This window comes from Paracoccus aestuariivivens, assembly GCF_009711225.1.
GTDB classification, from domain to species: Bacteria; Pseudomonadota; Alphaproteobacteria; order Rhodobacterales; family Rhodobacteraceae; genus Paracoccus; species Paracoccus aestuariivivens.
Window position 1 is genome coordinate 242504 of the sequence record NZ_WMIE01000001.1, and the last position, 22712, is coordinate 265215.

A 22712-nucleotide genomic window follows, 5' to 3' on the forward strand; every position below is an offset into this window, starting at 1 on the left:
AAACGCGCATGGATATTCTCGACCGCATCAAAGCCTACAAGCTTGAAGAGATCGCAGCCGCCAAGGCCGCCCGCCCGCTGGCCGAAGTCGAGGCTGCCGCCCGCGAGGCCTCGGCACCGCGCGGTTTCGCCCGCGCCCTGACCGAGAAGGCCGCGAGTGGCCACGCCCTGATCGCCGAGATCAAGAAGGCCAGCCCCTCGAAAGGGCTGATCCGTCCCGATTTTGATCCGCCCGCGCTGGCGAAGGCCTATCAAGCCGGTGGTGCGGCTTGCCTTTCGGTCCTGACCGACGGCCCCAGCTTCCAAGGCGCGCCAGAGTTCCTGACCGCCGCCCGCGCCGCCTGCGACCTCCCGGCGCTTCGCAAGGATTTCCTTTACGACACCTATCAGGTGGCCGAAGCCCGCGCTTGGGGGGCCGATTGCATCCTGATCATCATGGCCTCGCTGGACGATACCCTCGCCGGCGAGCTTGAGGATGCCGCCTTCCATTGGGGCATGGACGCCCTGATCGAGGTCCATGACGAGGCCGAGATGGAGCGCGCTTTGCGCCTGAAATCGCCGTTGATCGGGGTCAACAACCGCAATCTCAAGACCTTCGAGATCAGCATCGAGACGACGCTACGTCTGGCCCCGATGGTCCCGCCCGAACGCGATCTGGTCTGCGAAAGCGGTTTGTTCACGCCCGAGGATCTGAACCGAATGGGAGATGCCGGCATCCGCCGCTTCCTGATCGGCGAAAGCCTGATGCGGCAGGATGATGTGACCGGTGCCACCCGCAATATTCTGGGCCTTGCCGCATGAGCCTGACGCATTTCGACGCCCAAGGTCAGGCCCATATGGTCGATGTCTCGGGGAAACCCGAAACCGCCCGCGAGGCGATGGCCGAGGGTGTCGTGATCATGTCGCCTGAAACCCTCGCGCTCGCCCAAGGCGGTGCGGCCAAGGGCGATGTCATGGGCGTCGCGCGTCTGGCGGGAATCATGGGGGCCAAGCGCACCTCGGACCTGATCCCGCTGTGCCATCCGCTGCCGATTACCAAAGTCGCGGTCGAACTGGTCGCCGAACCCGCGTTGCCCGGCATCCGCATCACCGCCACCGTCAAGACCGCCGGAAAAACCGGCGTCGAGATGGAGGCTTTGACCGCTGTCACCACGGCCTGCCTGACCGTCTATGACATGCTCAAGGCCGCCCAAAAGGACATGCGGATCGAAGGCATCCGCCTGCTCTCGAAAACCGGCGGCAAATCGGGCGAGTTCCGCGCCCCCTGAAAGGGTTCCCCATGATCAGCGTCGACGAAGCCCGCGCCCTTGTGCTTGCGCTTGCAACTCCGCCCGAGACCGAGGAAATTCCCGTCCATGACGGACTGGGGCGGGCACTTGCCGCCCCTGCTGTTGCGCGTCTGACCCAGCCGCCCTTCGATGCCTCGGCCATGGACGGCTATGCGCTGCGCTCGGGTGACCTGCCCGGCCCGCTGGACGTGATCGGCACGGCGGCGGCGGGCGTGCCCTATGAAGGCCCGACGCCCGAGGGATCGGCAATCCGTATCTTCACCGGAGCGGCAGTTCCTGCGGGTTATGATCGCGTGGTGATGCAGGAAATCGTCACGCGAGAAGGTGACCGGATCACTATGGCCGATGCCGGTCAGAACCTGAATATCCGCCTGAAAGGAAGCGATTTTTCCGAAGGCGCGGGGTTCCAGCCGGCGCGTGGCTTGCGCGCCTCGGATCTGGGCCTGATCGCGGCAATGAACGTGGCGCAGATCACCGTCGCGCGTCGTCCCCGCGTTGCGGTTCTGGCGGGTGGGGATGAACTGGTCCGACCCGGCCAGCATCCGGCGCAGGGGCAGATCATCAGCTCGAACGACATCGCCATTGCGGCGCTCGCGCGCGAGGCGGGGGCCGAGCCCTTCATCCTGCCGCTTGCCCGCGATACCGAGGAATCCCTGCGCGCCCGCTTTGCCGAGGCCGAGGGTGCCGACCTGATCGTGACCATCGGCGGGGCCTCGGTCGGGGATCACGATCTGATTGCCAAGGTCTCGGGCGATCTCGGGATGGAGCGCAGTTTCTACAAGCTGGCCATGCGCCCCGGAAAGCCGCTGATGGCGGGCCGGATGGGCCGCAGCGCCATGCTGGGCCTGCCGGGCAATCCGGTCTCCGCCATCGTCTGCGCGAAACTGTTCATGCAGCCGCTGATCCGCGCCATGCAGGGGCTGCCGCCGGATGACGGGGTGTCACAAGCCGTTCTGGCCCGCGACCTGCCACCCGAGGGGGATCGCCAGCACTATCTGCGCGCGCGCCTGACCCCCGGCGCGGATCTGCCGGCGATCGAGCCGTTCCAGGATCAGGACAGCGCGCGCCTGTGGGTTCTGGCCGAGGCCGATGCGCTGCTGGTCCGCCCCGCAGGCGATCCGGCGCGCAAGGCGGGCGAACGGATGAGCTATATCGCCCTTTGATCCCGATTAACCGCTTCTTTACGCGAATCGGCTTAATGATTGACGCAAGGGTTTGATCGTTCTAGAACATTCAAGGAACATCATGACGTTCGCGGCAGAGCAGGGAAAGACGATGCTGACCAAGAAGCAAATCCAGCTGCTTGAATTCATTCAGGCGCGTATGGCGCGTGACGGCGTGCCGCCCTCCTTCGATGAAATGAAGCTGGCGCTGGATCTGCGTTCGAAATCAGGCATTCACCGCCTCGTGACCGCGCTGGAAGAACGCGGTTTCATCCGCCGCCTGCCACATCGCGCCCGCGCATTGGAAATCGTCCGCCTGCCCGACACGCTGAGCAAAGGTTCGGGTTTCCAGCCCCGCGTGATCGAGGGAAGCGTACCGGAACGCCAAAGCCCTGCCCCGCGAGGCGCAATGGATGTGGCGATCTCGGCGATCGAACTGCCCGTGATGGGTCGCATCGCGGCTGGCGTCCCGATCGAGGCAATTTCGGAAATCTCGCATCACATCGCCGTCCCCAGCACCATGCTGAGCGCACAGGACCACCATTATGCGCTTGAGGTCAAAGGCGATTCCATGATCGAGGCCGGGATCAACGACGGCGACGTCGTGGTCATTCGCGAGACGACGATTGCCGAGAATGGCGATATCGTCGTGGCTTTGGTCGAGGGCTTCGAGGCAACGTTGAAGCGTTTCCGCCGCAAGGGCGGAATGATCGCGCTGGAAGCCGCGAACCCTGCCTATGAAACCCGTGTTCTGCCCGAAGACAAGGTCCGCGTACAGGGGCGTCTGGTTGGCCTGATCCGTAGCTATTAAGGCAGCAATCGGGCGCATCAGATTGCGTTATGACACAACGATTTCACTATCCGCGGTGATCAAGCGGCGTTGCGGCCAACTATCGGCTGGGATATCCATGTCCGCAAACCGACCGGTCAAGGAAACTCCATGCGCCTTCTGACGCTTCGCATCTTCGCTATTGTCATGGCGTTTGCACTGCCCGCACAAGCTTTCGACACCAATGCCAGTGCGGCATGGGTCTATGACGTCGCTACCGGCACTGTTCTCATGGAAAAAAACGCCGACGAACCCTTGCCGCCCGCGTCGATGTCGAAGCTGATGACGGTCTATATGCTGTTCGAATCCCTGCACGAGGGCCGCATCCAGCTTGATACCCGCCTGCCCGTCTCGACCAAGGCGCGTCAGATGCAGGGGTCGACCATGTTCCTTGACGAACAGGACCGGCCGACGGTCGCAGAACTGATCAAAGGCATCATCGTTCTGTCCGGCAACGATGCCTGCGTCGTGGTGGCCGAGGGGCTGGCCGGAACCGAAGATGCCTTTGCCCGCCAGATGAACGACCGCGCCAAGGCGCTTGGCATGGCCAATTCGCATTTTGCCAATGCCTCGGGCTGGCCCGATCCTGAACATCGCATGTCTATGCGCGATCTTGGCATTCTGGCCCAGCACCTGATCAAGGACTTCCCCGAACTGTACAAGAACTTCTCGGTCGAGGAGTTCCGCTTTGACAATCGCGCCCCTGCGAACCGCCACAACCGCAACCCGCTGCTGGCTCTTGGTATCGGCGCTGACGGCCTGAAGACCGGCCACACACAAGAGGCCGGTTACGGTCTGGTCGGATCGGCCGTGCAGGCCGACCGTCGCGTGATCTTTGTGATCACCGGCCTGCCCAGCGAACGTGCCCGCGCCGAAGAAGCCGAACGCATTGTCAATTGGGCCTATCGCCAGTTCACCATGCGAACCATCGTTCCGAAAGGCGAGATCGTTGCACAGGCTCCGGTCTGGCTGGGCGATCAAAGCAAGGTTGGCCTGACCACGGAAGACGGTGTCAAAGTGCTGCTTCCCGCCGGTTCGCAATCCGGCGTCACGGCCGAAGCCGTGTTCAACGGACCGATCGAGGCCCCGATCACCCAAGGCGACAAGCTGGGCGAGCTGCTGGTCAACATCCCGGGTGCCGGACTCTCACGTCTGCCGTTGGTCGCCGCCAGCGATGTCGGCAGGGCCGGTGTGTTCGGTCGACTGCAGAACGCGGCCTCGCGCCTGAGTCAGCACGCGATCCAAGCCGTCAACAACTGATCGCGCGGGCGGATGTTCATCAGCTTCGAAGGGATCGACGGCTCGGGGAAATCCACTCAGGCCAAGCGGTTGGCCGAGACGCTGCGTAATCGCGGCATCGCAGTGTCACTGACACGCGAGCCAGGGGGCAGCGAGGGTGCCGAGCAGATCCGTAAACTTCTGGTCGAGGGCAAGGGCGAGCGCTGGTCCCCCGAAACCGAGCTTTTGCTATTCACCGCCGCCCGTCGCGATCATGTCGAGCGCCTGATCACCCCTGCGCTAGAACGTAATGAGACCGTGATCTCGGACCGCTTTGCAGATTCCTCGCGCGTGTATCAGGGCCTCGTCCGGGCCGAAAACCGCCAGCTTGTCGAGGAACTGCACCGGTTGATGATCGTGGTCGAACCCGACCTGACATTCATCATCGACACGGACCCCTCGGTTGCGCGCAATCGCGGCGTCATTCGCGGCGGAACCGAGGATCGCTTCGAAAGCCTCGGACTTGGTTTCCAGTTGCGCTTGCGCGAAGGCTTCCTTGCCCTTGCTGCCGAGTTTCCGCTGCGCATCCGCATCATCGACGGCAGCGGCTCCGAGGACGAGGTCGCAGCACGCGTCCTCTCGCACCTGCCGTGAGTGCGGACGACATTCCCGAACCCGACCGCGTTCCCGGCGCACCTCATCCGCGCGAGACATCTCGTGTTCAAGGGCAGGACCATGCTGTCGCCGATTTCCTGAACGCTGCGCGCGCCGGCCGGTTGCATCATGGCTGGCTGTTGTCTGGCCCGCGCGGAACCGGCAAGGCGACTCTAGCATGGGCAATGGCGAAATGGCTGCTGTCCGGGGGCGAGGAAGGCTCCATTCGGACCGACCCCGAGGCTCCGGCGGTCCGTCGCATCCGCGCCTTGTCCGAGCCGCGCCTGCTGCTGCTGCGCCGCCCCGTCGATGAAAAGACCGGTCGTGTCCGGGCAGAGATCACCGTGGACGAAGTGCGCCGTCTGCAGTCCTTTTTCCAGATGTCCGCTGCCGAGGGTGGTCGTCGCGTCGCGATCATTGACGCCGCCGACGAGATGAATCCGGCCGCCGCCAACGCTTTGCTCAAGCAGCTTGAAGAACCGCCCAAGGATGCGACGATCATCCTTGTCGCGCATCAACCCGGTCGTCTGCTGCCGACGATCCGCTCACGTTGCCGCGAATTGCGCCTTCACCCGCTGAACCCGACCGAAATGGCAGGCATTCTTGCCGATATGGGCGTCGAAGATGACCCCGACCGTCTGGCCGCGTTGGCCGGAGGCTCGGTCGGAGAGGCGGTTCGGCTTTCAGGTCAAGGCGGGCTTGAGCTTTATCAGGAGATCGTCAACCTGTTTGCCGATTTCCCCCGCATGGATCGCCGTGCCGCCGCCAACCTCGCCGAAACCGCTGCCGGTCGCGCAGGGGCGAATGGCGGCGATCCCTTCGATCTAGTCGTCACGTTGCTCGATCGCTTCCTGACCCGCGCCGCGCGGACCGGTCTGCTTGGGCCGCCGTTGCCCGAAGCCGCCTCGGGCGAGGCCGATATCCTGATCCGGCTTTCGCCCGATCAACGGGCAGCGCAAGTTTGGGCGGCAGCGCAGGCCGAACTTTCGGCGCGTGCCCGCGTGGGGCGGGCGGTGAACCTTGACCCTTCCGCCTTGGTGATGGATATGCTGATCGGGCTTGCGAACCAGCCCGCTCATTAGACAGACGTTACGGGGAGCCTTCCTGATGTCCGAAACCCCCGCCCTTCCCGATCTTGTCGATAGCCATTGCCATCTCGATTTCCCGGATTTCGAAGGTCAGCAGGCCGAGTTGATCGCCCGCGCCAATGCTCTGGGCGTCCGGCGCATGGTCACGATCTGCACCCGATTGCGCAACGAACCGGCGGTCCGCGCCATTGCCGAGGCGCATGAAGGGGTCTTCTACGCCGCCGGAACCCATCCGATGTACGCCGCCGAGGAACCGCTTCTCGCAGTCGAGGAACTCGTGGTTCTGGCCCGTCATCCGAAATTCGTCGGCATCGGCGAGACCGGCCTTGATTATCACTATACGGCGGACAGCGCGATCGTTCAGGCCGAAAGCCTGCGCATCCATATCGAGGCCGCGCGTCGCACCGGCCTGCCGCTGATCATCCACTCGCGCGACGCCGACGAGGACATGGCCCGCATCCTGACCGAGGAACACCGCGTCGGTGCGTTTGGCTGCGTCATGCACTGCTACACCAGCGGTCCCGAACTGGCGCGCACGGCTATCGATCTGGGCTTTTACCTGTCCATGTCGGGCATCGCCGCCTTCCCGCGCTCGACCGAGATCCGCGAGATTTTTGCCGCCGCACCGCGTGACCGGATCCTTGTCGAAACTGACGCGCCCTATCTGGCCCCCCCGCCCTATCGCGGCAAGCGTAACGAACCTGCCCATGTGGTTCACACCGCGCGCCTTGGCGCGGAAGCGTTGGGCATGACCGAAGCAGAGTTCAGGGCCCAGACGACCGCCAATTTCGACAGGCTGTTCACGAAGGCTGCCGCATGATGCGAGCGGTTATCCTTGGTTGCGGCTCCTCGGGGGGGGTGCCGCGCCTTGGTAACCGTTGGGGGGAATGCGATCCCGCGAATCCGAAGAACCGACGGCGTCGCTGCTCGTTGCTGGTCGAACGCGAGGGGCTCAGCGGCATTACCCGTGTCCTGATCGACACCGGCCCCGATCTGGTGCCCCAGCTTCTGGATGCCAATATCGGCGAGATCGACGCTGTCATCTACACCCATGCCCATGCCGACCACATCCACGGCATCGACGATCTGCGACAGGTGGTCTTCAACATGGACCGGATGATGGAATTGCACGCCGATCCGCTGACTGCGCAGGCTCTGGTCCAGCGTTTTGGCTATGTGTTCAGCACGCCTGCCGGTTCATCCTATCCGCCGATCTGCCGGATGAACCTGATCAAGGGGCCGATCCGGATCGACGGCTCCGGCGGCGTGATCGAACTTCTGCCCTTCGAGGTCGATCACGGCGACAGCACGGCGCTTGGTTTCCGCATTCCGGCAACCGGCGGCGGTTTGGTCTACCTGCCCGACGTCAAGGATATTCCCGATCCGGCCTGGTCGCTGATTTCGGGAACCGAAATCTTCATCTGTGACGGCTTGCGCCGCAAACCGCATCCCAGCCACGCCCATCTGGAACTGACGCTGGACTGGCTGGCACGTTCCGGCTGCACGCGGGGCATCGTCACCAATATGCATATCGACCTCGATTACGACGATGTCATGGCCGAGACGCCGGATAACGTCATTCCTGCCCATGACGGATTGGTGTTAAGTTTCAAATGACTATTCTCTTCGACGTCATTCTTCCGGTCTTCATCGTCATTGGCTTCGGCTATCTCGTCGCGTGGAGGAAGATGTTCACCGAGGTCGCGGTGGACGGTCTGATGCGCTTCGCCCAGAACTTCGCGGTTCCGGTGCTGCTGTTCACCAATGTCGCGCGTCTGGACCTGTCCAAGGACATGAATCTCGGCATGTGGGTCGCCTTCTATGCCGGTGCGTTCCTGTCCTATTTCATCGGCTGGGGCGTGGCGCGGAGCTATCTCAAACGCAGCCCCGAGGATGCGGTCGCAATCGGATTCTGCTGCCTGTTCTCGAACTCGCTGCTGCTGGGCATCCCGATCATGGAACGTGCTTACGGCCACGAGGCGCTGGCCGGCAACGTCGCCATCATCGCGATCCACTCGCCGCTGCTTTACACTTTCGGCATCACCATGATGGAGGTCACCCGCGCGCGTGGCCAAAGCCTGCGCGTCGGCCAGATCGCGATGCGGGCGCTTTCGGGTGTGCTGCATACCCCGTTGATCCTTGGCATCCTCAGCGGCGCGGTGATGAACCTTCTCCTTAGCGCCGGTCTGGTCATGCCCGAGGGCTTCTGGGCCGCCGCCGACATGATGGCCCGCGCCGCCCTGCCCGCCGCCCTTTTCGGGCTTGGCGGGGTTCTCTACCGCTACCGCCCCGAGGGGGACAGCACCGCGATTGCGCTATGCTGCATTTGCTCGCTGGTGATCCACCCCGTGACGACCTACGGGCTGGGGCTGATGTTCAAACTTCCTACCGAGGCCATGCGCTCGGCCGTGATTACTGCCAGCATGGCACCGGGCGTAAACGCCTACCTGTTCGCGGCAATCTATAACTCGGCCAAGCGGGTCGCGGCATCGACAGTCCTCGTTTCGACCGCGCTGTCGATGCTGACGATCTGGTTCTGGATCTCGGTCCTGCCCTGACCGCTCGCCCGACATGAGAACGCCGCCCCGTAGGGCGGCGTTTCAGGTCCGGGGCATGAGCCGCTCAATGCGGCGTGATGCCCCGCAACCGCTCGGAGCGGCGACGCAGCATCTCGACCACGGTCAGAAGCGCGATCGAGAAGATCACCAGCAAGGTCGCCACCGCCAGAATTGCCGGAGAGATCTGCTCACGGATGCCGTTCCACATCTGGCGCGGGATCGTCTGCTGGTCCGGCCCTGCGATGAACAGAACCGCCACCACCTCGTCAAACGAGGTGACAAAGGCAAACAACGCGCCCGAGATCACGCCGGGCAGGATCAGCGGCATGATGATGCGGAAAAAGGTCGTGCGCGGATTGGCACCAAGACTTGCTGCTGCGCGGGACAAGGACTGATCGAAACCGATCAGCGTTGCCGTCACGGTGATGATCACGAAGGGAATGCCCAGCGTCGCATGGGCCAGAATAACGCCCAGATAGGTTCCGGCCAGCCTGCCGCATTGCGGGTTCAACCCGATCCATGTTAGCGGCTCGCACGGATTCGAGTAGAAGAAGAACATCCCGGTCGCCGTAATGATGATCGGCACGATCATCGGCGAGATCAGGATCGCCATGATGATCCGGCGATAGGGCATCTCGGGGCGCGACAGGCCAAGCGCCGCCAAAGTGCCCAGCACCGTCGCCACGATCGTCGAGAAGAACCCGATGATCAGCGAGCTTTTCGCAGCCTGTACCCATTTCGCATTCTGCCAGACATCGGCCCACCAGCTTAGATCCCGCGGCGCGTCGGGCTTTGCCATGCCGAAGGTCAGCAGGCTGTCATACCACCGCATCGAATAGCCCGTCGGGTCAAAGGACAGCATCTTGTCGGTGAAGGTGAAATAGGGTTCGACGTTGAAGGATAGCGGGATCACGACGACAATCGGCGCGATCAGGAAAAAGAAGATCGCCGCGCAAAGCACCAGATAGGTGTAGTGCCAGACCCGCTCGAGTTTAGTGGCATAGGTCGGAAGTGCCATATCGCTTATCCCAGCTTCAGATTGTCGATGCCAACAAGGCGGTCATAAACCCAGTAAAGGATCAGAACTCCGCCCAGCAGCAGCGCGGCCAGCGCGGCAGCCATCGACCAGTTCAGCGTCTGGGTCATGTGCATCGCAATCATGTTGGAGATGAGTTGCCCGCTCGATCCGCCGACCAAAGCCGGCGTGATGTAGTAGCCGACCGCAAGGATGAAGACCAAAAGCGCCCCTGCCCCCAGACCCGGCAGCGTTTGCGGGAAATAGATCCGGCGGAATGCGGTCCAGCTTGTCGCGCCCAGCGAGCGCGCGGCCCGCACATAGGACGGGTTGATCGTCCGCATCACGGAATAAAGCGGCAGGATCATGAACGGCAGCAGGATATGGGTCATCGCGACGATCGTGCCGGTCTGGTTGAAGATCATCTGCAGCCGCTGGTTGTCATTGATCACCCCCAGCCAGACCAGGATATCGTTCACCACACCTTGCTGCTGCAGCAAGACCATCCAGGCCGTGGTCCGCACCAGAAGCGAGGTCCAGAACGGCAGCAGCACCAGAATCATCAGCAGGTTCGATTTGCGCGTCGGCAAGGTCGCCAGCAGATGCGCGATGGGGAAACCCAACAGGAACGTCGTGCAGGTGATGACGAAGGACAGCCAGAAGGTCCGCATGAACAGCTTCACATAGATGCGCTGCTGTTCTGGCGCCTGCACGATGCTGCCGTTCTCGTCCCGCGCACGGTCGATGGCGGCAAGGTAGAAGTTGCCTGTATAGGGCGAGGAAGCCTCGCGCATGGCGGACCAAAGCTTGGGATCGCCCCATTTCTCGTCCAGTTCCAGCATCGCGGCGCGGAAAGGCGGCTCGACCCCGTCCTTGACCTTGCGTCCGGCCGAGGTGAACAGCGAACGCGTTCCCGGCACGTCGTAATTGATCCGCGTTCCGACGACGCCAATCGTGCGGGCCTCGGCTGCGGCTTGCAGATCGGCGGCCAAGGCACCCCATGCCGCCTCGTCGGGCTCGACGCTGCGGTCATTGGCATCGAACCATGCGCTAAGCTGCGGCATGTTCGCGGAAAAGCCGTCATTCTTGACCGAGCGTTGCAGCATCTGCCCGATCGGAAACACGAAGGTGATCAGGATGAACAGCAAAAGCGGCAGCACCAGCAACAAGGCGCGGCGACGCGCGCGGCGCGAACTGCGGGCCAATGCACGGGTCAACGGCTGCCCGTCGGCGGTCGTCAGCGGGCCACTGGGCGCAAGGCCTGAGGCCTTGGTCGCGCTCGCGGCATGGGGGTCAAGGGCGTTGGCCATCCTGGTCCTTCAGCGGATCTTATAGTTCAGGGCACCGCCGCCCGAACGGATCGGGCGGCGGCAAGGGGATCAGCTGGCTGCAAGCCATGCGTTGAACTGCTCGGTCATCTCGGCAGCGCGGTCGGCCCAGAACTCGGGATCATCATAGACCGCGGTGGTCAGGTGCTCGGCCTTGGTCGGCATATGCGGGCCCATTTCGGTCACGCCGTCCTGATACTTGCCGACCAGCGCATCCGAGGATTTCCGCGCCGGACCATAGCTGATCCACTTCGCCTGGTTCGCAAGCTGCTCGGTCGAGGTAGCGAATTTCAGGTATTCCATTGCGGCTTCGGGGTTCGGCGAACCTTTCGGGATCGCGAACAGGTCGAAGTCCATATACTGCCCGTCCCAGATGATCTCGAAGGGCTTCTTCTCGGCCACCATCGCGTCGAAGATCCGGCCGTTATAGACCGTGGTCATCGTCACTTCGCCATCCGCCAGAAGCTGGACAGGCTGGGCACCGGCCTCCCACCAGACGACATCCTTCTTGATGGTGTCGAGCTTTTTGAAAGCGCGTTCAACGCCTTCCGGAGTGGCAAGGGTTTCATAGATCTTGTCGGGCGCAACGCCATCGGCGATCAAAGCCAGATACAAGGTCCGCTTGGGGTTCTTCGGCAGGCCGCGCTTTCCGGGGAATTTGGCGGTGTCGAAGAAATCGGCTGCGGTCTTGGGCGGATTGTCCCCGAATTTGGTCGTGTCGAACGAGATGACCGTACCCCAGACGATGTTCGCGACCGCGCAATCCTGCAACGCACCCGGCACGAAATCGTCCTTGGCGGGCGTCCCGTCCGGTGCGGGCGGAAGATCGTCGGCGTTGATTTCGACCAGCGCACCTTCGTCACAAAGACGGATTGCGTCCGACAATTCGATATCGAACACGTCGCCGGTGATGTTCTTGGCCTCGACCTGTGCCTTGAGCGGCGTCGCCGGATTGTCGGCGGCGATCATGTTGACCTTGATGCCGGTCTTTTCGGCGAAGGGGATGTTATATGCCTCGACCTGCGATTTCTCGTAGGCGCCCCCCCACGAGACGACATTGACCTCTTTGTTCTGCGCCTGGGCCGCAAAGGCCAGACCGCAAAGAGCCGTGGACAGAACCAGAATTCTTTTCATGTTTTCCTTAACTCCCTATTTGCTTGTCCGGCTCATTGGCCGTGTCTTTTTGGCGCTTACGCGCAGAGATGACCGCGGCGGAGAACCGCCGCGGTCCAAAAAAGTCAGCTCGCGAGCCAGGCGTTGAAACGCTCGTTCAGCTCGGCGTCATGATCGACCCAGAAGTCCAGATTGGACCCGAGCGCCTCTTTCATGTTGTCGGCGAAGGTCGGAAGGTTCGGCCCCATCGGGACGTCCGTACCTTCGATATTGCCGACCAGCGCGGCTGCCGATTTGCGCGGCGGGCCATAGCTGATGAACTCGGCGGCGCGGGCCTGCGGTTCGGGCGAGGTCGAGAAGGCGATGAATTCCTTGGCGGCTTCCAGATGCGGCGCGCCTTTCGGGATCACCCAGCCTTCCATCTCGTAGATCTGGCCGTCCCAGACGATCTTGAAGGGTTTCCCCTCGCCTTGCGCGGCATTGAAGATCCGGCCGTTGAAGGCATAGGCCATGCTGACTTCGCCATCCGCCAGCAATTGCGGCGGCTGCGCGCCGGCCTCCCACCAGATCACATCATTCTTGATGCTGTCGAGTTTCTTGAAGGCGCGGTCGACGCCCTCGGGCGTAGCCAGAACGTCATAGACCTCGGCGGCAGGAACACCGTCCGCCATCAGCGCGAATTCGAGGTTGAACTTCGCACCCTTGCGCATGGTGCGCTTGCCTGGGAACTTGGCGGTGTCGAAGAAATCGGCCGGACCGGTCGGCTTGGCGTCAGCGTATTTGCTGTCGTCATAGGCCAGAATCATCGAGTAGACGTCCGTACCGACGAAGCAATCGGTCACTGCGCCTTCGATGAAGTCGTCGGCGGCCGAGGTGCCATCCGCTGCGGGCAGAAGGATCGATGCGTCGATCGGCTCGAGCAGGCCTTCGTCGCACAGGCGAACCGCATCGGCATATTCGACCGAAGCCACGTCGGTCGTGACGTTGCCCGCCTCGACCTGCGCCTTGATCGGCGTCGCCGGGTTATCGGCATCCGAGACGGTTACCTTGACACCGGCCTTAGCCTCAAAAGGCTTGGCATAGGCCTCGACATGGCTGTTGCCATATGCGCCGCCCCAGCTCAACAGGTTCACTTCCTTGTCCTGCGCATGGGCAGTGGCAGCAATCGCGACCAGCGCCGAGGTCAGGATGAGCGTCCGTTTCATTTTAGCTCCCTCACGTGAAAATCGAATATCTTGTTGAAAATCAAACCGGATCCAGCGCGCGAGCATCCTCGGGGTGCCAGCCGATGCGGATCGTCTCGCCGGGGGTCAGTTTCACCTGCCCCAGCGTGTTGCGGTACTTCATGACGAAATCGTCCTGCCCCGCTACTTTCAGCCGCGCCCGCAGGATGTCGCCCATATAGACAACGTCCTTGACTTCGGCTTCTAGCGTATGGGCTCCCGCCGGCATCAGGTCGGGCTTGAACTCGACCCGTTCGGGTCGGATCGAAACGGTCGTCGTCTGCCCCGTCTCGCGGATATTGACCGGAGTCGCGTCGATCAGATCACCGTTGCCAAGCCGCACCAGCGCCTTCGTGCCCTGCAACTGCTCGATCTTGCCGCGTAGCGCGTTGTTTTCACCGATGAAACCCGCGACGAAGCTGTTTTCCGGCTGCTCGTACAACACCGGAGGCGGGGCAAGCTGCTGGATGCGACCATCGTTGAAGACGGCGATCCGGTCCGACATGGTCAGCGCCTCGCCCTGATCATGGGTCACATAGACGACGGTGATCCCCAGCCGGTCGTGAAGCGCCTTGATTTCATATTGCATATGCTCGCGCAGCTGCTTGTCGAGCGCGCCCAGCGGTTCGTCCATCAGCACCAGTTCGGGGTCAAAGACCAAGGCGCGGGCCAAGGCGATTCGCTGCTGCTGGCCGCCGGAAAGCTGCGCCGGACGGCGGTTCGCGAATTTCGACATCTGCACCATGTCGAGGGCGCGTGCGATACGTGTATTACGCTCGGACGAGTTCATGCCACGCACTTCCAACGGGAAGGACAGGTTCTCGCCCACGGTCATGTGGGGAAACAACGCATAGCTTTGAAAGACCATCCCGATGCCGCGCTTATGGGGCGGAACGTCGTTGATGTTCTTGCCGTTCAGGCGAATCTCGCCATGGGTCGCGGTCTCGAATCCGGCCAGCATCATCAGGCAGGTGGTTTTGCCCGAACCCGATGGCCCCAGCATCGTCAGGAACTCGCCCTTGCCGATAGTCAGGTTCAGGTCCTTCACGACAAGCGTCTGGCCATCATAGCTTTTCTGCACGTGATCGAAGACGACGAAAGCGTCGTTGTCGGCTGTGATTGCCAAATGCGGGACTCCCTGTTTCTGTGGTTTTTGTTTTCCGCAGACCAAGCCTATGCGGCGGCCATGTGGTATGGCAACTGGCATGTAGAGATCTTGGGCAGCAGTCCCGCTCTGCCCCGAAAGTGGGCAAGGCACACGGTCAGGCGACGCGCTTCGCATCAATCGCGAAGGCCCGTCGGCACAAAACTTTCACAAAACTGGAAGTTTTTCCGCGCGTTGAGCGGTTGCAGCGCTGCAACAAATAGCAGAGGACCAGCGGCTGCTGCACCCTGCATCACAAGCCGGGGCGTCCACGCCGATTACGGCCCACCGCATGGCGCATTCTTCCCATTCGATTGTCGCAAATTCTGCTCAATGCGCAGGCATTCGATCACAGGAAATAAGGAAAGCCGCGCAACCCAAGGGCTGCGCGGCTTTCGTTGCTTTGGTGCGGTCGAGAAGACTCGAACTTCCACTCCGGTTAAGGAACAGCGACCTCAACGCTGCGCGTCTACCAATTCCGCCACGACCGCATCTTCGTAGCACGGGCTACTTAGACGGTTGCACGGGGGATGAAAAGGGGTCTTTTGCATCCTCCGCAAAGTTCTTTTCATTCCGCTGCGACGGCAGCTTGCGGAATGTAGTTCAGGATTGGGGCGAGCCAGCGCTCGGCCTCGGTCAGGGACATTCCCTTGCGCTCGGCATAGTCCAGAACCTGATCGTGTTCGACCTTGGCGACCCCGAAATAATAGGCGTCGGGGTGACCCAGATAGAGGCCCGAGACCGAGGCCCCCGGCCACATCGCCATCGATTCGGTCAGCTCGACCCCGGTGGCTGCCGTGGCATCCAGCAGGCGGAACAGCGTGGTCTTTTCCGTATGGTCGGGCTGGGCCGGATAGCCGGGCGCGGGGCGGATGCCGGGATAGGGCTCGCCGATCAGCTCTTCGGGGGCAAAGTTTTCGTCTGAATAGCCCCAGTATTGCTTGCGCACGCGTTCATGCATCATCTCGGCCAAAGCCTCGGCGAAGCGGTCGGCCAAAGCCTGCACTAAAATGGCCGAGAAATCGTCATGCGCGGCCTTGAAGCGGTCGGCAATCGCCTGTTCCTCGCCCCCCGCCGTCACCACGAAGCCGCCGACATAGTCGCGGGCGCCTTCGGGGGCGACGAAATCGGCCATCGCCACATTCGGACGCCCATCACGCTTGTGGACCTGCTGGCGCAGCGTGTGCAGGGTGGCCAGCGCCTCGTTGCGGTCATCCCCGGTGAACAGGCGGATATCGTCGCCCGAGCGGTTCGCGGGCCAGAAGCCGATGACGGCGCGGGGCTGGAACCATTTCTCGTCGATGATGCGCTTGAGCATGGCCTGCGCGTCGGCGAACAACTGCCGTGCGACCTCGCCCTGTTTTTCGTCCTGAAGGATGCGGGGATAGACGCCCTTCAGCTCCCAAGTCTGGAAGAAGGGGGTCCAGTCGATATAGCGCGCAATCTCGGCCAGATCGAAGTCGTCGATCACGCGCGAGCCGAGGAATTCCGGGGTCTTGGCCTGATAACCGGTCCAGTCGATCTTGACGGCATTGTCGCGGGCCGAGGCCAGCGGCAGGCGCTTCTTCTCGGCCTCGGCGCGGGCATGCTTGTTCGCCACATCCGCGTATTCGGTGCGGATCGTATCGACATAGGCGGTCTTTTGGCCGGAAAGCAGGCTACCCACCACGCCCACCGCGCGGCTGGCATCGGTCACGTAAACCGTCTGCCCCTTGGCATAGCGGGGATGGATTTTTACGGCGGTATGCACGCGCGAGGTGGTCGCGCCGCCGATCAGCAGCGGGATGTTGAAACCCTCACGCTCCATCTCGCTGGCGACATGCACCATCTCATCCAGCGACGGGGTGATGAGGCCCGAAAGACCAATAATATCGACCTTTTCAGCCTTGGCGATCTCGAGGATCTTCGCTGCCGGAACCATGACGCCAAGGTCGATGATCTCATAATTATTGCAGGCCAGAACGACGCCGACGATGTTCTTGCCGATGTCATGGACATCGCCCTTGACCGTCGCCATCAGCACCTTGCCCGCGCTGGTCGAAGCCCCGCTACCGGCCTTTTCGGCCTCCATATAGGGCAGCAGATGGGCCACGGCCTGTTTCATCACGCGGGCGGATTTCACCACCTGCGGCAGGAACATCTTGCCCGAGCCGAACAGGTCGCCGACCACGTTCATCCCGTCCATCAGAGGACCTTCGATGACATGCAGCGGACGCTCGACCGAGAGGCGGGCTTCCTCGGTATCCTCGTCGATATATTCGGTGATGCCATTGACCAAGGCATGGGCCAGACGTTTCGCCACCGGCCATTCGCGCCAGGTCAGGTCCTTTTCGCGGGCTTTCGCGCCACCCTCGCCACGGAAACGCTCGGCGATATCCAGCATGTTTTCGGTGGCCGTGCCGCCCTTCGAGGGCTTGCGGTTCAGGACCACATCCTCGCAGGCCTCGCGCAGATCGGCGTCGATCTGGTCATAGACCGCCAGCTGCCCGGCATTGACGATGCCCATATCCATGCCCGCCTGAATGGCGTGATACAGGAACACGGCATGCATCGCCTCGCGCACCGGCTCATTGCCGCGGAAGCTGAACGACAGGTTCGAGACCCCGCCCGAGATATGGACATGAGGCAGGGTCTGCATGATCCGGCGGGTCGCATTGATGAAATCGACGCCGTAATTGTCGTGTTCCTCGATGCCCGTGGCGACGGCGAAGATATTCGGGTCGAAGATGATATCCTCGGGCGGGAAGCCGACGCGGTTCACCAGCAGGTCATAGGCACGCGAGCAGATCTCGACCTTGCGGTTTTCGGTATCGGCCTGCCCGGTCTCGTCAAAGGCCATGACCACGACGGCGGCACCGTAGCGGCGGCAGAGGTCGGCTTGCTTCAGGAACTGCTCTTCGCCTTCCTTCAGCGAGATCGAGTTGACGACGGCCTTGCCTTGCACGCATTTCAGCCCGGCCTCGATCACCTCCCATTTGGAACTGTCGATCATCACCGGCACGCGGGCGATATCGGGTTCGGCGGCGATCAGGTTCAGGTAATCGACCATTGCCTGCTTCGAATCGATCAGACCTTCATCCATGTTGATGTCGATGATCTGCGCGCCGTTTTCGACCTGATCGCGGGCGACATCCAAGGCGGGGGCGAAATCGCCATTGGTGATCAGCTTGCGGAAACGGGCCGAGCCGGTGACGTTCGTGCGTTCACCGACGTTCACAAAGGGAATTTCGTCGGTCTTGACGAAGGGCTCAAGGCCCGACAGGCGCAGGCGCGGCTCGATTTCGGGCAGCGCGCGCGGCGGGATGTCGGCCACGGCGCGGGCAATCGCCGCGATATGCTCGGGGGTCGAGCCGCAGCAGCCGCCGACGATATTGACCAGACCTTCGCGCGCGAAATCGGCGACTTGGGCGGCCATATCCTCGGGGGATTCGTCATATTGGCCCATTTCATTCGGCAGGCCGGCATTCGGATAGGCACAGATCAGCGTATCCGCGACGCCGGAAAGTTCGGCAAGGTGCGGGCGCATCGCCTCGGCACCCAAGGCGCAGTTCAACCCGATGGTCAGCGGCTGGGCATGGCGCAGCGAATACCAGAAGGCGGTGGGGGTCTGGCCCGACAGCGTGCGCCCCGACAGGTCGGTGATCGTGCCGGAAATCATCACCGGCAGGCGCAGGTTCTTTTCCTCGAAGACCTCTTCGCAGGCAAAGACCGCAGCTTTGGCGTTCAGCGTGTCAAAGATCGTCTCGATCAGGATGATATCCGCGCCGCCGTCGATCAAGCCATGGATCTGCTCGGCATAGGCCACGCGCAGCTGATCGAAACTCACCGCGCGGTAGCCCGGATTGTTCACATCCGGGCTGATCGAGGCCGTGCGGTTGGTCGGCCCCAGCGCCCCCGCGACCCAGCGCGGGCGGCCGTCCTCGGCCGTCGCACGGTCCAGCGCCTGACGCACAAGGCGCGCGCCGTGGAAGTTCAGATCGTAGACCGCATGCTCCATGCCGTAATCGGCCTGCGCGATGGTCGTGGACGAAAACGTGTTCGTCTCGACGATATCCGCGCCCGCCTTGGCATAGCGGTAATGGATCGCCTCGATCGCCTCGGGCTGCGTCAGGATCAGCAGGTCGTTGTTGCCCTGCTGGGGATGCTCGCCAAGCGCAGGCGGATGACAGCCACAAGCGCAGGCCCCGCCATGGCCAAGGAAATCACCCTCGCCGAAGCCAAGCTGTTGGATCTGCGTACCCATCGCGCCGTCAAGGATCAGGATGCGTTCCCGCGCGGCGGCGCGGATGGCTTCAAAGACGGGAGAAAGAGGCAGGGTCATGGCGGAATCCAGGCTATTGAAGCTGTCTATATAGTTACTGAAGTCGAATTAGTGAAATTCAACATCCGCAGAATGATCTTGAACGGGATTCATGTTCCGCAGCACCCCCTCTTGCGCCTTGGCCACATTGCCGCCAAATGACGGGTCATGACTGAATGGATCACCGCCCCCGGACTGACCGAATATGACGAAGCCGTCGCCTTCATGGAGGCGCGGGCCGCTGCCATCCATGCCGGAGAGGCCGATGAGCTGATCTGGCTTGTCGAGCATCCGCCGCTTTACACCGCTGGCACCAGCGCGAAGGAAGCCGACCTTTTGGACGCGCGCTTCCCCGTCCATGCGGCGGGGCGCGGCGGTCAATATACCTATCACGGGCCGGGCCAGCGCATCGTCTATGTCATGCTGGACCTGAACCGGCGCGGCCGCGACATCCGCGCCTTTGTCGCGGCGCTGGAGAATTGGGTCATCGACGCGCTTTCCGAGTTCAACGTCACCGGCGAAATCCGCGACGGACGCGTCGGCGTCTGGGTGGCGCGTCCCGACAAGGCCGCGCTGCTGGACGGTTCGATGCGCGAGGACAAGATCGCGGCCATTGGCGTCAAGCTGCGCAAATGGGTCAGCTTCCACGGCATCTCGATCAATGTCGAACCGGATCTGAGCCATTACGCAGGCATCGTGCCCTGCGGCATTTCGGGTCATGGCGTCACCAGCCTCGTCGATCTGGGGCATCCGGTCGGCCTCGGCGATCTGGATGTCGCCCTGATGCGGACCTTCCCGGACAATTTCCCGCCGATTTCGGACTGATTTTATCCAGTTCCTTGGGTCAGCATTGCCTAGCTTGCGACCTTTTGACGGTATTCAGGCTGTGTTCCCCGTGCTAGCCCTCGACATCAGGGAGGGAGAGGTCCCATCCAGATTTTCGGAAAACGACCTAGAGGGAACACCATGAAGACCGCAATCCTCGCCACGCTGGCTGTCGCCGCGCTCGCCATGCCGGCTGCGGCTCAGGACGCCGCAAAAGGCGAAAACGAATTCAAGAAATGCAAGGCCTGCCACATGATCCAGTCCCCCGACGGGACCGATGTGGTCAAAGGCGGCAAGACCGGTCCGAACCTTTACGGCATTGTCGGCCGCAAGGCGGGCACGCAGGAAGGCTTCAAATATTCCGACGCTCTGATGAAACTGGGCGAGGCCGGCGAAGTCTGGACCACCGAGGATCTGGCCGGCTACATCACCGACCCGAACAAGTTCGTCGAGGAAAAGGTCGGGGACAAATCCCTCAAGACCAAGATGACCTTCAAAATGGCCAAGAATCAGGCTGACGTGGTTGCGTTCCTTGCGCAGCATTCGCCCGAGGCGGGTGCGGCTCCGGCAGCTGACGCGGCGGCGGCTCCGGCGGCGAACTGATCCTGCCACCTGTCGCGGGCATGCAACAGGGGCGTTCCGACCAAGCTTTTCAGCCCTAGCGGACGCTCCTTCTGCCTGCCACCGCGATTGCCGGTCGCAAGATTGTGTTCTAGAACTTGAGCCGAGTCCGTCGGCCCCGAACGGCCGGCCCGCGCATGTTTAGGGAGTTCAGCATGGCAGACGCAGCCGTTCACGGCCACGGAGACCATCACGACAACCGCGGCTTCTTCACCCGCTGGTTCATGTCTACCAACCATAAAGATATCGGCATTCTGTACCTGTTCACGGCTGGCATCGTCGGCCTGATCTCGGTCAGCTTCACTGTCTACATGCGGATGGAACTACAGCATCCCGGCGTGCAGTACATGTGTCTTGAGGGCGCACGCTTCATCGCGGATGCCGCCAGCGAGTGTACGCCGAACGGGCATCTGTGGAACGTCATGATCACCTATCATGGCGTACTGATGATGTTCTTCGTCGTCATTCCGGCCCTGTTCGGGGGGTTTGGCAACTACTTCATGCCGCTGCATATCGGCGCGCCGGACATGGCTTTCCCGCGCCTGAACAACCTGTCCTACTGGATGTATGTCTGCGGCGTCTGCCTTGGCGTCGCCTCGCTGCTCGCTCCGGGGGGAAGCGACCAGGCGGGTTCGGGCGTGGGCTGGGTGCTTTACCCGCCGCTGTCCACGACCGAGTCGGGCTATTCGATGGATCTCGCGATCTTTGCGGTCCACGTTTCGGGCGCGTCGTCGATCCTTGGTGCGATCAACATCATCACCACCTTCCTGAACATGCGTGCCCCCGGCATGACGCTGTTCAAGGTGCCGCTGTTCGCTTGGTCGGTTTTCATCACCGCATGGCTGATCCTTCTGTCGCTGCCGGTTCTGGCTGGTGCCATCACCATGCTGCTGATGGATCGCAACTTCGGCACGCATTTCTTTGATCCCGCTGGTGGCGGCGACCCGATCCTGTACCAGCACATCCTGTGGTTCTTCGGCCACCCCGAGGTCTACATCATCATCCTGCCGGGCTTCGGCATCATCAGTCACGTCATCTCGACCTTCGCCAAGAAGCCGATCTTCGGCTACCTGCCGATGGTTCTGGCCATGGCCGCGATCGGTATCCTCGGCTTCGTCGTCTGGGCGCACCACATGTACACGGTCGGCATGTCGCTGACCCAGCAGAGCTATTTCATGCTGGCCACCATGACTATCGCGGTGCCGACCGGCATCAAGGTGTTCTCGTGGATCGCGACGATGTGGGGCGGCTCGATCGAGTTCAAGACGCCGATGCTTTGGGCCTTCGGCTTCCTATTCCTGTTCACCGTCGGCGGCGTAACCGGCGTCGTGCTGTCTCAGGCTCCGCTGGACCGGGTCTATCACGACACCTATTACGTCGTGGCCCACTTCCACTACGTGATGTCGCTGGGCGCAGTCTTTGGCATCTTCGCCGGGGTCTATTACTGGATCGGCAAGATGTCGGGCCGCCAATATCCGGAATGGGCAGGCAAGCTGCATTTCTGGATGATGTTCATCGGCGCGAACATGACCTTCTTCCCGCAGCATTTCCTTGGCCGTCAGGGCATGCCACGCCGCTACATCGACTATCCGGTCGAGTTCGCCTATTGGAACAACATCTCGTCGCTGGGGGCATACCTGTCCTTCGCCTCGTTCCTGTTCTTCATCGGCATCGTCTTCTACACCCTGTTCAAGGGCCAGCGCGTGAACGTCCCGAACTACTGGAACGAACACGCCGACACGCTGGAATGGACCCTGCCCTCGCCGCCGCCCGAGCACACGTTCGAAACGCTGCCGAAGCAGTCCGACTGGGACCGCGCCCAAGCGCATTGATCCAGGCGATGCCTTATGCATGGCAAGACACGGCCCCGGAGCAATCCGGGGCCGTTTCGTTTCGCCTCGAGATCTGGCCGCATCAATCGCTGCCGCCCAAGGGCTTCGTCTGGGTGATCGGACTGGCCGCCACGGGACTAGCCCTGCCATTGCTTGCCGTCGTCGGAACCTTGGCGTTGTGGGGCCTGCTGCCTTTTGCGGCATTGGCTGTGTGGGCGTTATGGCACGCGATCCGGCGCAGCTACCGCAACGGCGCGACCCGCGAAGTGATGGATCTGGACCGCAGCCACCTGACATTGACCCGAACGGACCCCGGTCGCGCACCACGGATCTGGCAGACGAACCCCTATTGGGTGCGGGTCGCCCTGCGCCAGCACGGACCGGTTGCGGATTATCTGGTACTGACCGATGGCAAACGCGAGATCGAACTGGGCGCGTTTCTATCCCCCGAGGAACGCCAGAACCTGCATCACGATCTTGACGAACGGTTGATGCGGCTTCGCACCTGAACGG

At 62.2% G+C, this 22712-nt stretch carries 20 protein-coding genes and 1 tRNA gene; 14 read left to right on the forward strand and 7 right to left on the reverse strand.

Annotated elements, in window-relative coordinates:
- The first annotated feature begins 8 nt into the window (after positions 1-8).
- From trpC to GL286_RS01350, 10 genes are all read left to right on the forward strand, one after another.
- Entirely contained in the window at positions 9-800 is a 792-nt protein-coding gene (gene trpC, locus GL286_RS01305; protein WP_155093743.1) for an indole-3-glycerol phosphate synthase TrpC, read from the forward strand.
- A complete protein-coding gene (moaC, locus tag GL286_RS01310; RefSeq protein ID WP_155093744.1) occupies positions 797-1267 on the forward strand; it encodes a cyclic pyranopterin monophosphate synthase MoaC in 471 nt (156 codons plus the stop codon). Before trpC ends, moaC begins: the two co-directional genes overlap by 4 nt.
- A gap of 11 nt (positions 1268-1278) precedes the next feature.
- Entirely contained in the window at positions 1279-2451 is a 1173-nt protein-coding gene (locus GL286_RS01315) for a molybdopterin molybdotransferase MoeA (RefSeq protein WP_155093745.1), read from the forward strand.
- A gap of 112 nt (positions 2452-2563) precedes the next feature.
- Positions 2564-3262, forward strand: coding sequence for a transcriptional repressor LexA (gene lexA, locus GL286_RS01320; protein WP_155094492.1), 699 nt, complete (start codon positions 2564-2566; stop codon positions 3260-3262).
- A 129-nt stretch (positions 3263-3391) separates the two neighbouring features.
- The gene (locus tag GL286_RS01325; protein ID WP_155093746.1) at positions 3392-4540 is read left to right on the forward strand and encodes a D-alanyl-D-alanine carboxypeptidase family protein; all 1149 of its coding nucleotides are present in this window, start codon (positions 3392-3394) and stop codon (positions 4538-4540) included.
- Between the two features lie 12 nt (positions 4541-4552).
- Positions 4553-5152, forward strand: coding sequence for a dTMP kinase (gene tmk / locus GL286_RS01330; RefSeq protein ID WP_155093747.1), 600 nt, complete (start codon positions 4553-4555; stop codon positions 5150-5152).
- Positions 5149-6234, forward strand: coding sequence for a DNA polymerase III subunit delta' (locus GL286_RS01335; protein WP_170295005.1), 1086 nt, complete (start codon positions 5149-5151; stop codon positions 6232-6234). The genes tmk and GL286_RS01335 overlap by 4 nt, the downstream gene beginning before the upstream one ends.
- Positions 6235-6259: 25 nt before the next feature.
- Positions 6260-7060 carry a TatD family hydrolase gene (locus GL286_RS01340; protein WP_155093748.1) on the forward strand — a complete coding sequence of 267 codons (801 nt, stop codon included), beginning with the start codon at positions 6260-6262 and terminating at the stop codon, positions 7058-7060.
- Positions 7057-7857 (forward strand): MBL fold metallo-hydrolase, encoded by an 801-nt coding sequence (locus GL286_RS01345; protein WP_155093749.1) that lies wholly within the window; start codon positions 7057-7059, stop codon positions 7855-7857. The genes GL286_RS01340 and GL286_RS01345 overlap by 4 nt, the downstream gene beginning before the upstream one ends.
- On the forward strand, positions 7854-8798 hold the full coding sequence (locus tag GL286_RS01350) for an AEC family transporter (protein WP_155093750.1): 945 nt from the start codon (positions 7854-7856) through the stop codon (positions 8796-8798). The genes GL286_RS01345 and GL286_RS01350 overlap by 4 nt, the downstream gene beginning before the upstream one ends.
- Before the next feature lie 64 nt (positions 8799-8862).
- Here GL286_RS01350 and GL286_RS01355 read toward each other — a convergent pair whose 3' ends face one another.
- From GL286_RS01355 to metH, 7 genes are all read right to left on the reverse strand, one after another.
- The gene (locus GL286_RS01355; protein WP_155093751.1) at positions 8863-9816 is read right to left on the reverse strand and encodes an ABC transporter permease; all 954 of its coding nucleotides are present in this window, start codon (positions 9814-9816) and stop codon (positions 8863-8865) included.
- A 5-nt stretch (positions 9817-9821) separates the two neighbouring features.
- On the reverse strand, positions 9822-11123 hold the full coding sequence (locus GL286_RS01360; RefSeq protein ID WP_155093752.1) for an ABC transporter permease: 1302 nt from the start codon (positions 11121-11123) through the stop codon (positions 9822-9824).
- Between the two features lie 69 nt (positions 11124-11192).
- Positions 11193-12275, reverse strand: coding sequence for an ABC transporter substrate-binding protein (locus tag GL286_RS01365; protein ID WP_155093753.1), 1083 nt, complete (start codon positions 12273-12275; stop codon positions 11193-11195).
- Between the two features lie 104 nt (positions 12276-12379).
- Positions 12380-13459, reverse strand: coding sequence for an ABC transporter substrate-binding protein (locus GL286_RS01370; RefSeq protein WP_155093754.1), 1080 nt, complete (start codon positions 13457-13459; stop codon positions 12380-12382).
- A gap of 40 nt (positions 13460-13499) precedes the next feature.
- The gene (locus GL286_RS01375; RefSeq protein WP_155093755.1) at positions 13500-14603 is read right to left on the reverse strand and encodes an ABC transporter ATP-binding protein; all 1104 of its coding nucleotides are present in this window, start codon (positions 14601-14603) and stop codon (positions 13500-13502) included.
- A gap of 422 nt (positions 14604-15025) precedes the next feature.
- Positions 15026-15112 (reverse strand) — tRNA-Leu (locus GL286_RS01380).
- A gap of 77 nt (positions 15113-15189) precedes the next feature.
- Positions 15190-18942 (reverse strand): methionine synthase, encoded by a 3753-nt coding sequence (metH, locus tag GL286_RS01385; protein ID WP_155093756.1) that lies wholly within the window; start codon positions 18940-18942, stop codon positions 15190-15192.
- Between the two features lie 147 nt (positions 18943-19089).
- On the opposite strand from metH, the gene lipB reads away from it, so the two are divergent.
- The 4 genes from lipB to GL286_RS01405 all read left to right on the forward strand — a co-directional run bounded on the left by lipB (position 19090) and on the right by GL286_RS01405 (position 22708).
- On the forward strand, positions 19090-19746 hold the full coding sequence (lipB, locus tag GL286_RS01390) for a lipoyl(octanoyl) transferase LipB (protein ID WP_155093757.1): 657 nt from the start codon (positions 19090-19092) through the stop codon (positions 19744-19746).
- A 141-nt stretch (positions 19747-19887) separates the two neighbouring features.
- On the forward strand, positions 19888-20349 hold the full coding sequence (locus tag GL286_RS01395; RefSeq protein ID WP_155093758.1) for a c-type cytochrome: 462 nt from the start codon (positions 19888-19890) through the stop codon (positions 20347-20349).
- A gap of 173 nt (positions 20350-20522) precedes the next feature.
- The gene (gene ctaD / locus GL286_RS01400; RefSeq protein ID WP_155093759.1) at positions 20523-22199 is read left to right on the forward strand and encodes a cytochrome c oxidase subunit I; all 1677 of its coding nucleotides are present in this window, start codon (positions 20523-20525) and stop codon (positions 22197-22199) included.
- 8 nt (positions 22200-22207) lie between these two features.
- Complete coding sequence (locus tag GL286_RS01405) at positions 22208-22708, forward strand: DUF2244 domain-containing protein (protein WP_155093760.1); 501 nt, start codon at positions 22208-22210, stop codon at positions 22706-22708.
- The last annotated feature ends 4 nt before the right edge of the window (positions 22709-22712 follow it).

What these genes read in the sequence shown, in the direction of transcription:
- tmk (WP_155093747.1), top strand. Translation starts at nt 4,553, where the DNA reads ATGTTCATCAGCTTCGAAGGGATCGACGGCTCGGGGAAATCCACTCAG.
- GL286_RS01370 (WP_155093754.1), bottom strand. Translation starts at nt 13,459, where the DNA reads ATGAAACGGACGCTCATCCTGACCTCGGCGCTGGTCGCGATTGCTGCC.
- trpC (WP_155093743.1), top strand. Translation starts at nt 9, where the DNA reads ATGGATATTCTCGACCGCATCAAAGCCTACAAGCTTGAAGAGATCGCA.
- GL286_RS01405 (WP_155093760.1), top strand. Translation starts at nt 22,208, where the DNA reads ATGCCTTATGCATGGCAAGACACGGCCCCGGAGCAATCCGGGGCCGTT.
- GL286_RS01345 (WP_155093749.1), top strand. Translation starts at nt 7,057, where the DNA reads ATGATGCGAGCGGTTATCCTTGGTTGCGGCTCCTCGGGGGGGGTGCCG.
- GL286_RS01360 (WP_155093752.1), bottom strand. Translation starts at nt 11,123, where the DNA reads ATGGCCAACGCCCTTGACCCCCATGCCGCGAGCGCGACCAAGGCCTCA.
- moaC (WP_155093744.1), top strand. Translation starts at nt 797, where the DNA reads ATGAGCCTGACGCATTTCGACGCCCAAGGTCAGGCCCATATGGTCGAT.
- GL286_RS01325 (WP_155093746.1), top strand. Translation starts at nt 3,392, where the DNA reads ATGCGCCTTCTGACGCTTCGCATCTTCGCTATTGTCATGGCGTTTGCA.
- GL286_RS01340 (WP_155093748.1), top strand. Translation starts at nt 6,260, where the DNA reads ATGTCCGAAACCCCCGCCCTTCCCGATCTTGTCGATAGCCATTGCCAT.
- GL286_RS01315 (WP_155093745.1), top strand. Translation starts at nt 1,279, where the DNA reads ATGATCAGCGTCGACGAAGCCCGCGCCCTTGTGCTTGCGCTTGCAACT.
- GL286_RS01365 (WP_155093753.1), bottom strand. Translation starts at nt 12,275, where the DNA reads ATGAAAAGAATTCTGGTTCTGTCCACGGCTCTTTGCGGTCTGGCCTTT.
- lexA (WP_155094492.1), top strand. Translation starts at nt 2,564, where the DNA reads ATGCTGACCAAGAAGCAAATCCAGCTGCTTGAATTCATTCAGGCGCGT.
- GL286_RS01350 (WP_155093750.1), top strand. Translation starts at nt 7,854, where the DNA reads ATGACTATTCTCTTCGACGTCATTCTTCCGGTCTTCATCGTCATTGGC.
- ctaD (WP_155093759.1), top strand. Translation starts at nt 20,523, where the DNA reads ATGGCAGACGCAGCCGTTCACGGCCACGGAGACCATCACGACAACCGC.
- GL286_RS01395 (WP_155093758.1), top strand. Translation starts at nt 19,888, where the DNA reads ATGAAGACCGCAATCCTCGCCACGCTGGCTGTCGCCGCGCTCGCCATG.
- metH (WP_155093756.1), bottom strand. Translation starts at nt 18,942, where the DNA reads ATGACCCTGCCTCTTTCTCCCGTCTTTGAAGCCATCCGCGCCGCCGCG.
- lipB (WP_155093757.1), top strand. Translation starts at nt 19,090, where the DNA reads ATGACTGAATGGATCACCGCCCCCGGACTGACCGAATATGACGAAGCC.
- GL286_RS01355 (WP_155093751.1), bottom strand. Translation starts at nt 9,816, where the DNA reads ATGGCACTTCCGACCTATGCCACTAAACTCGAGCGGGTCTGGCACTAC.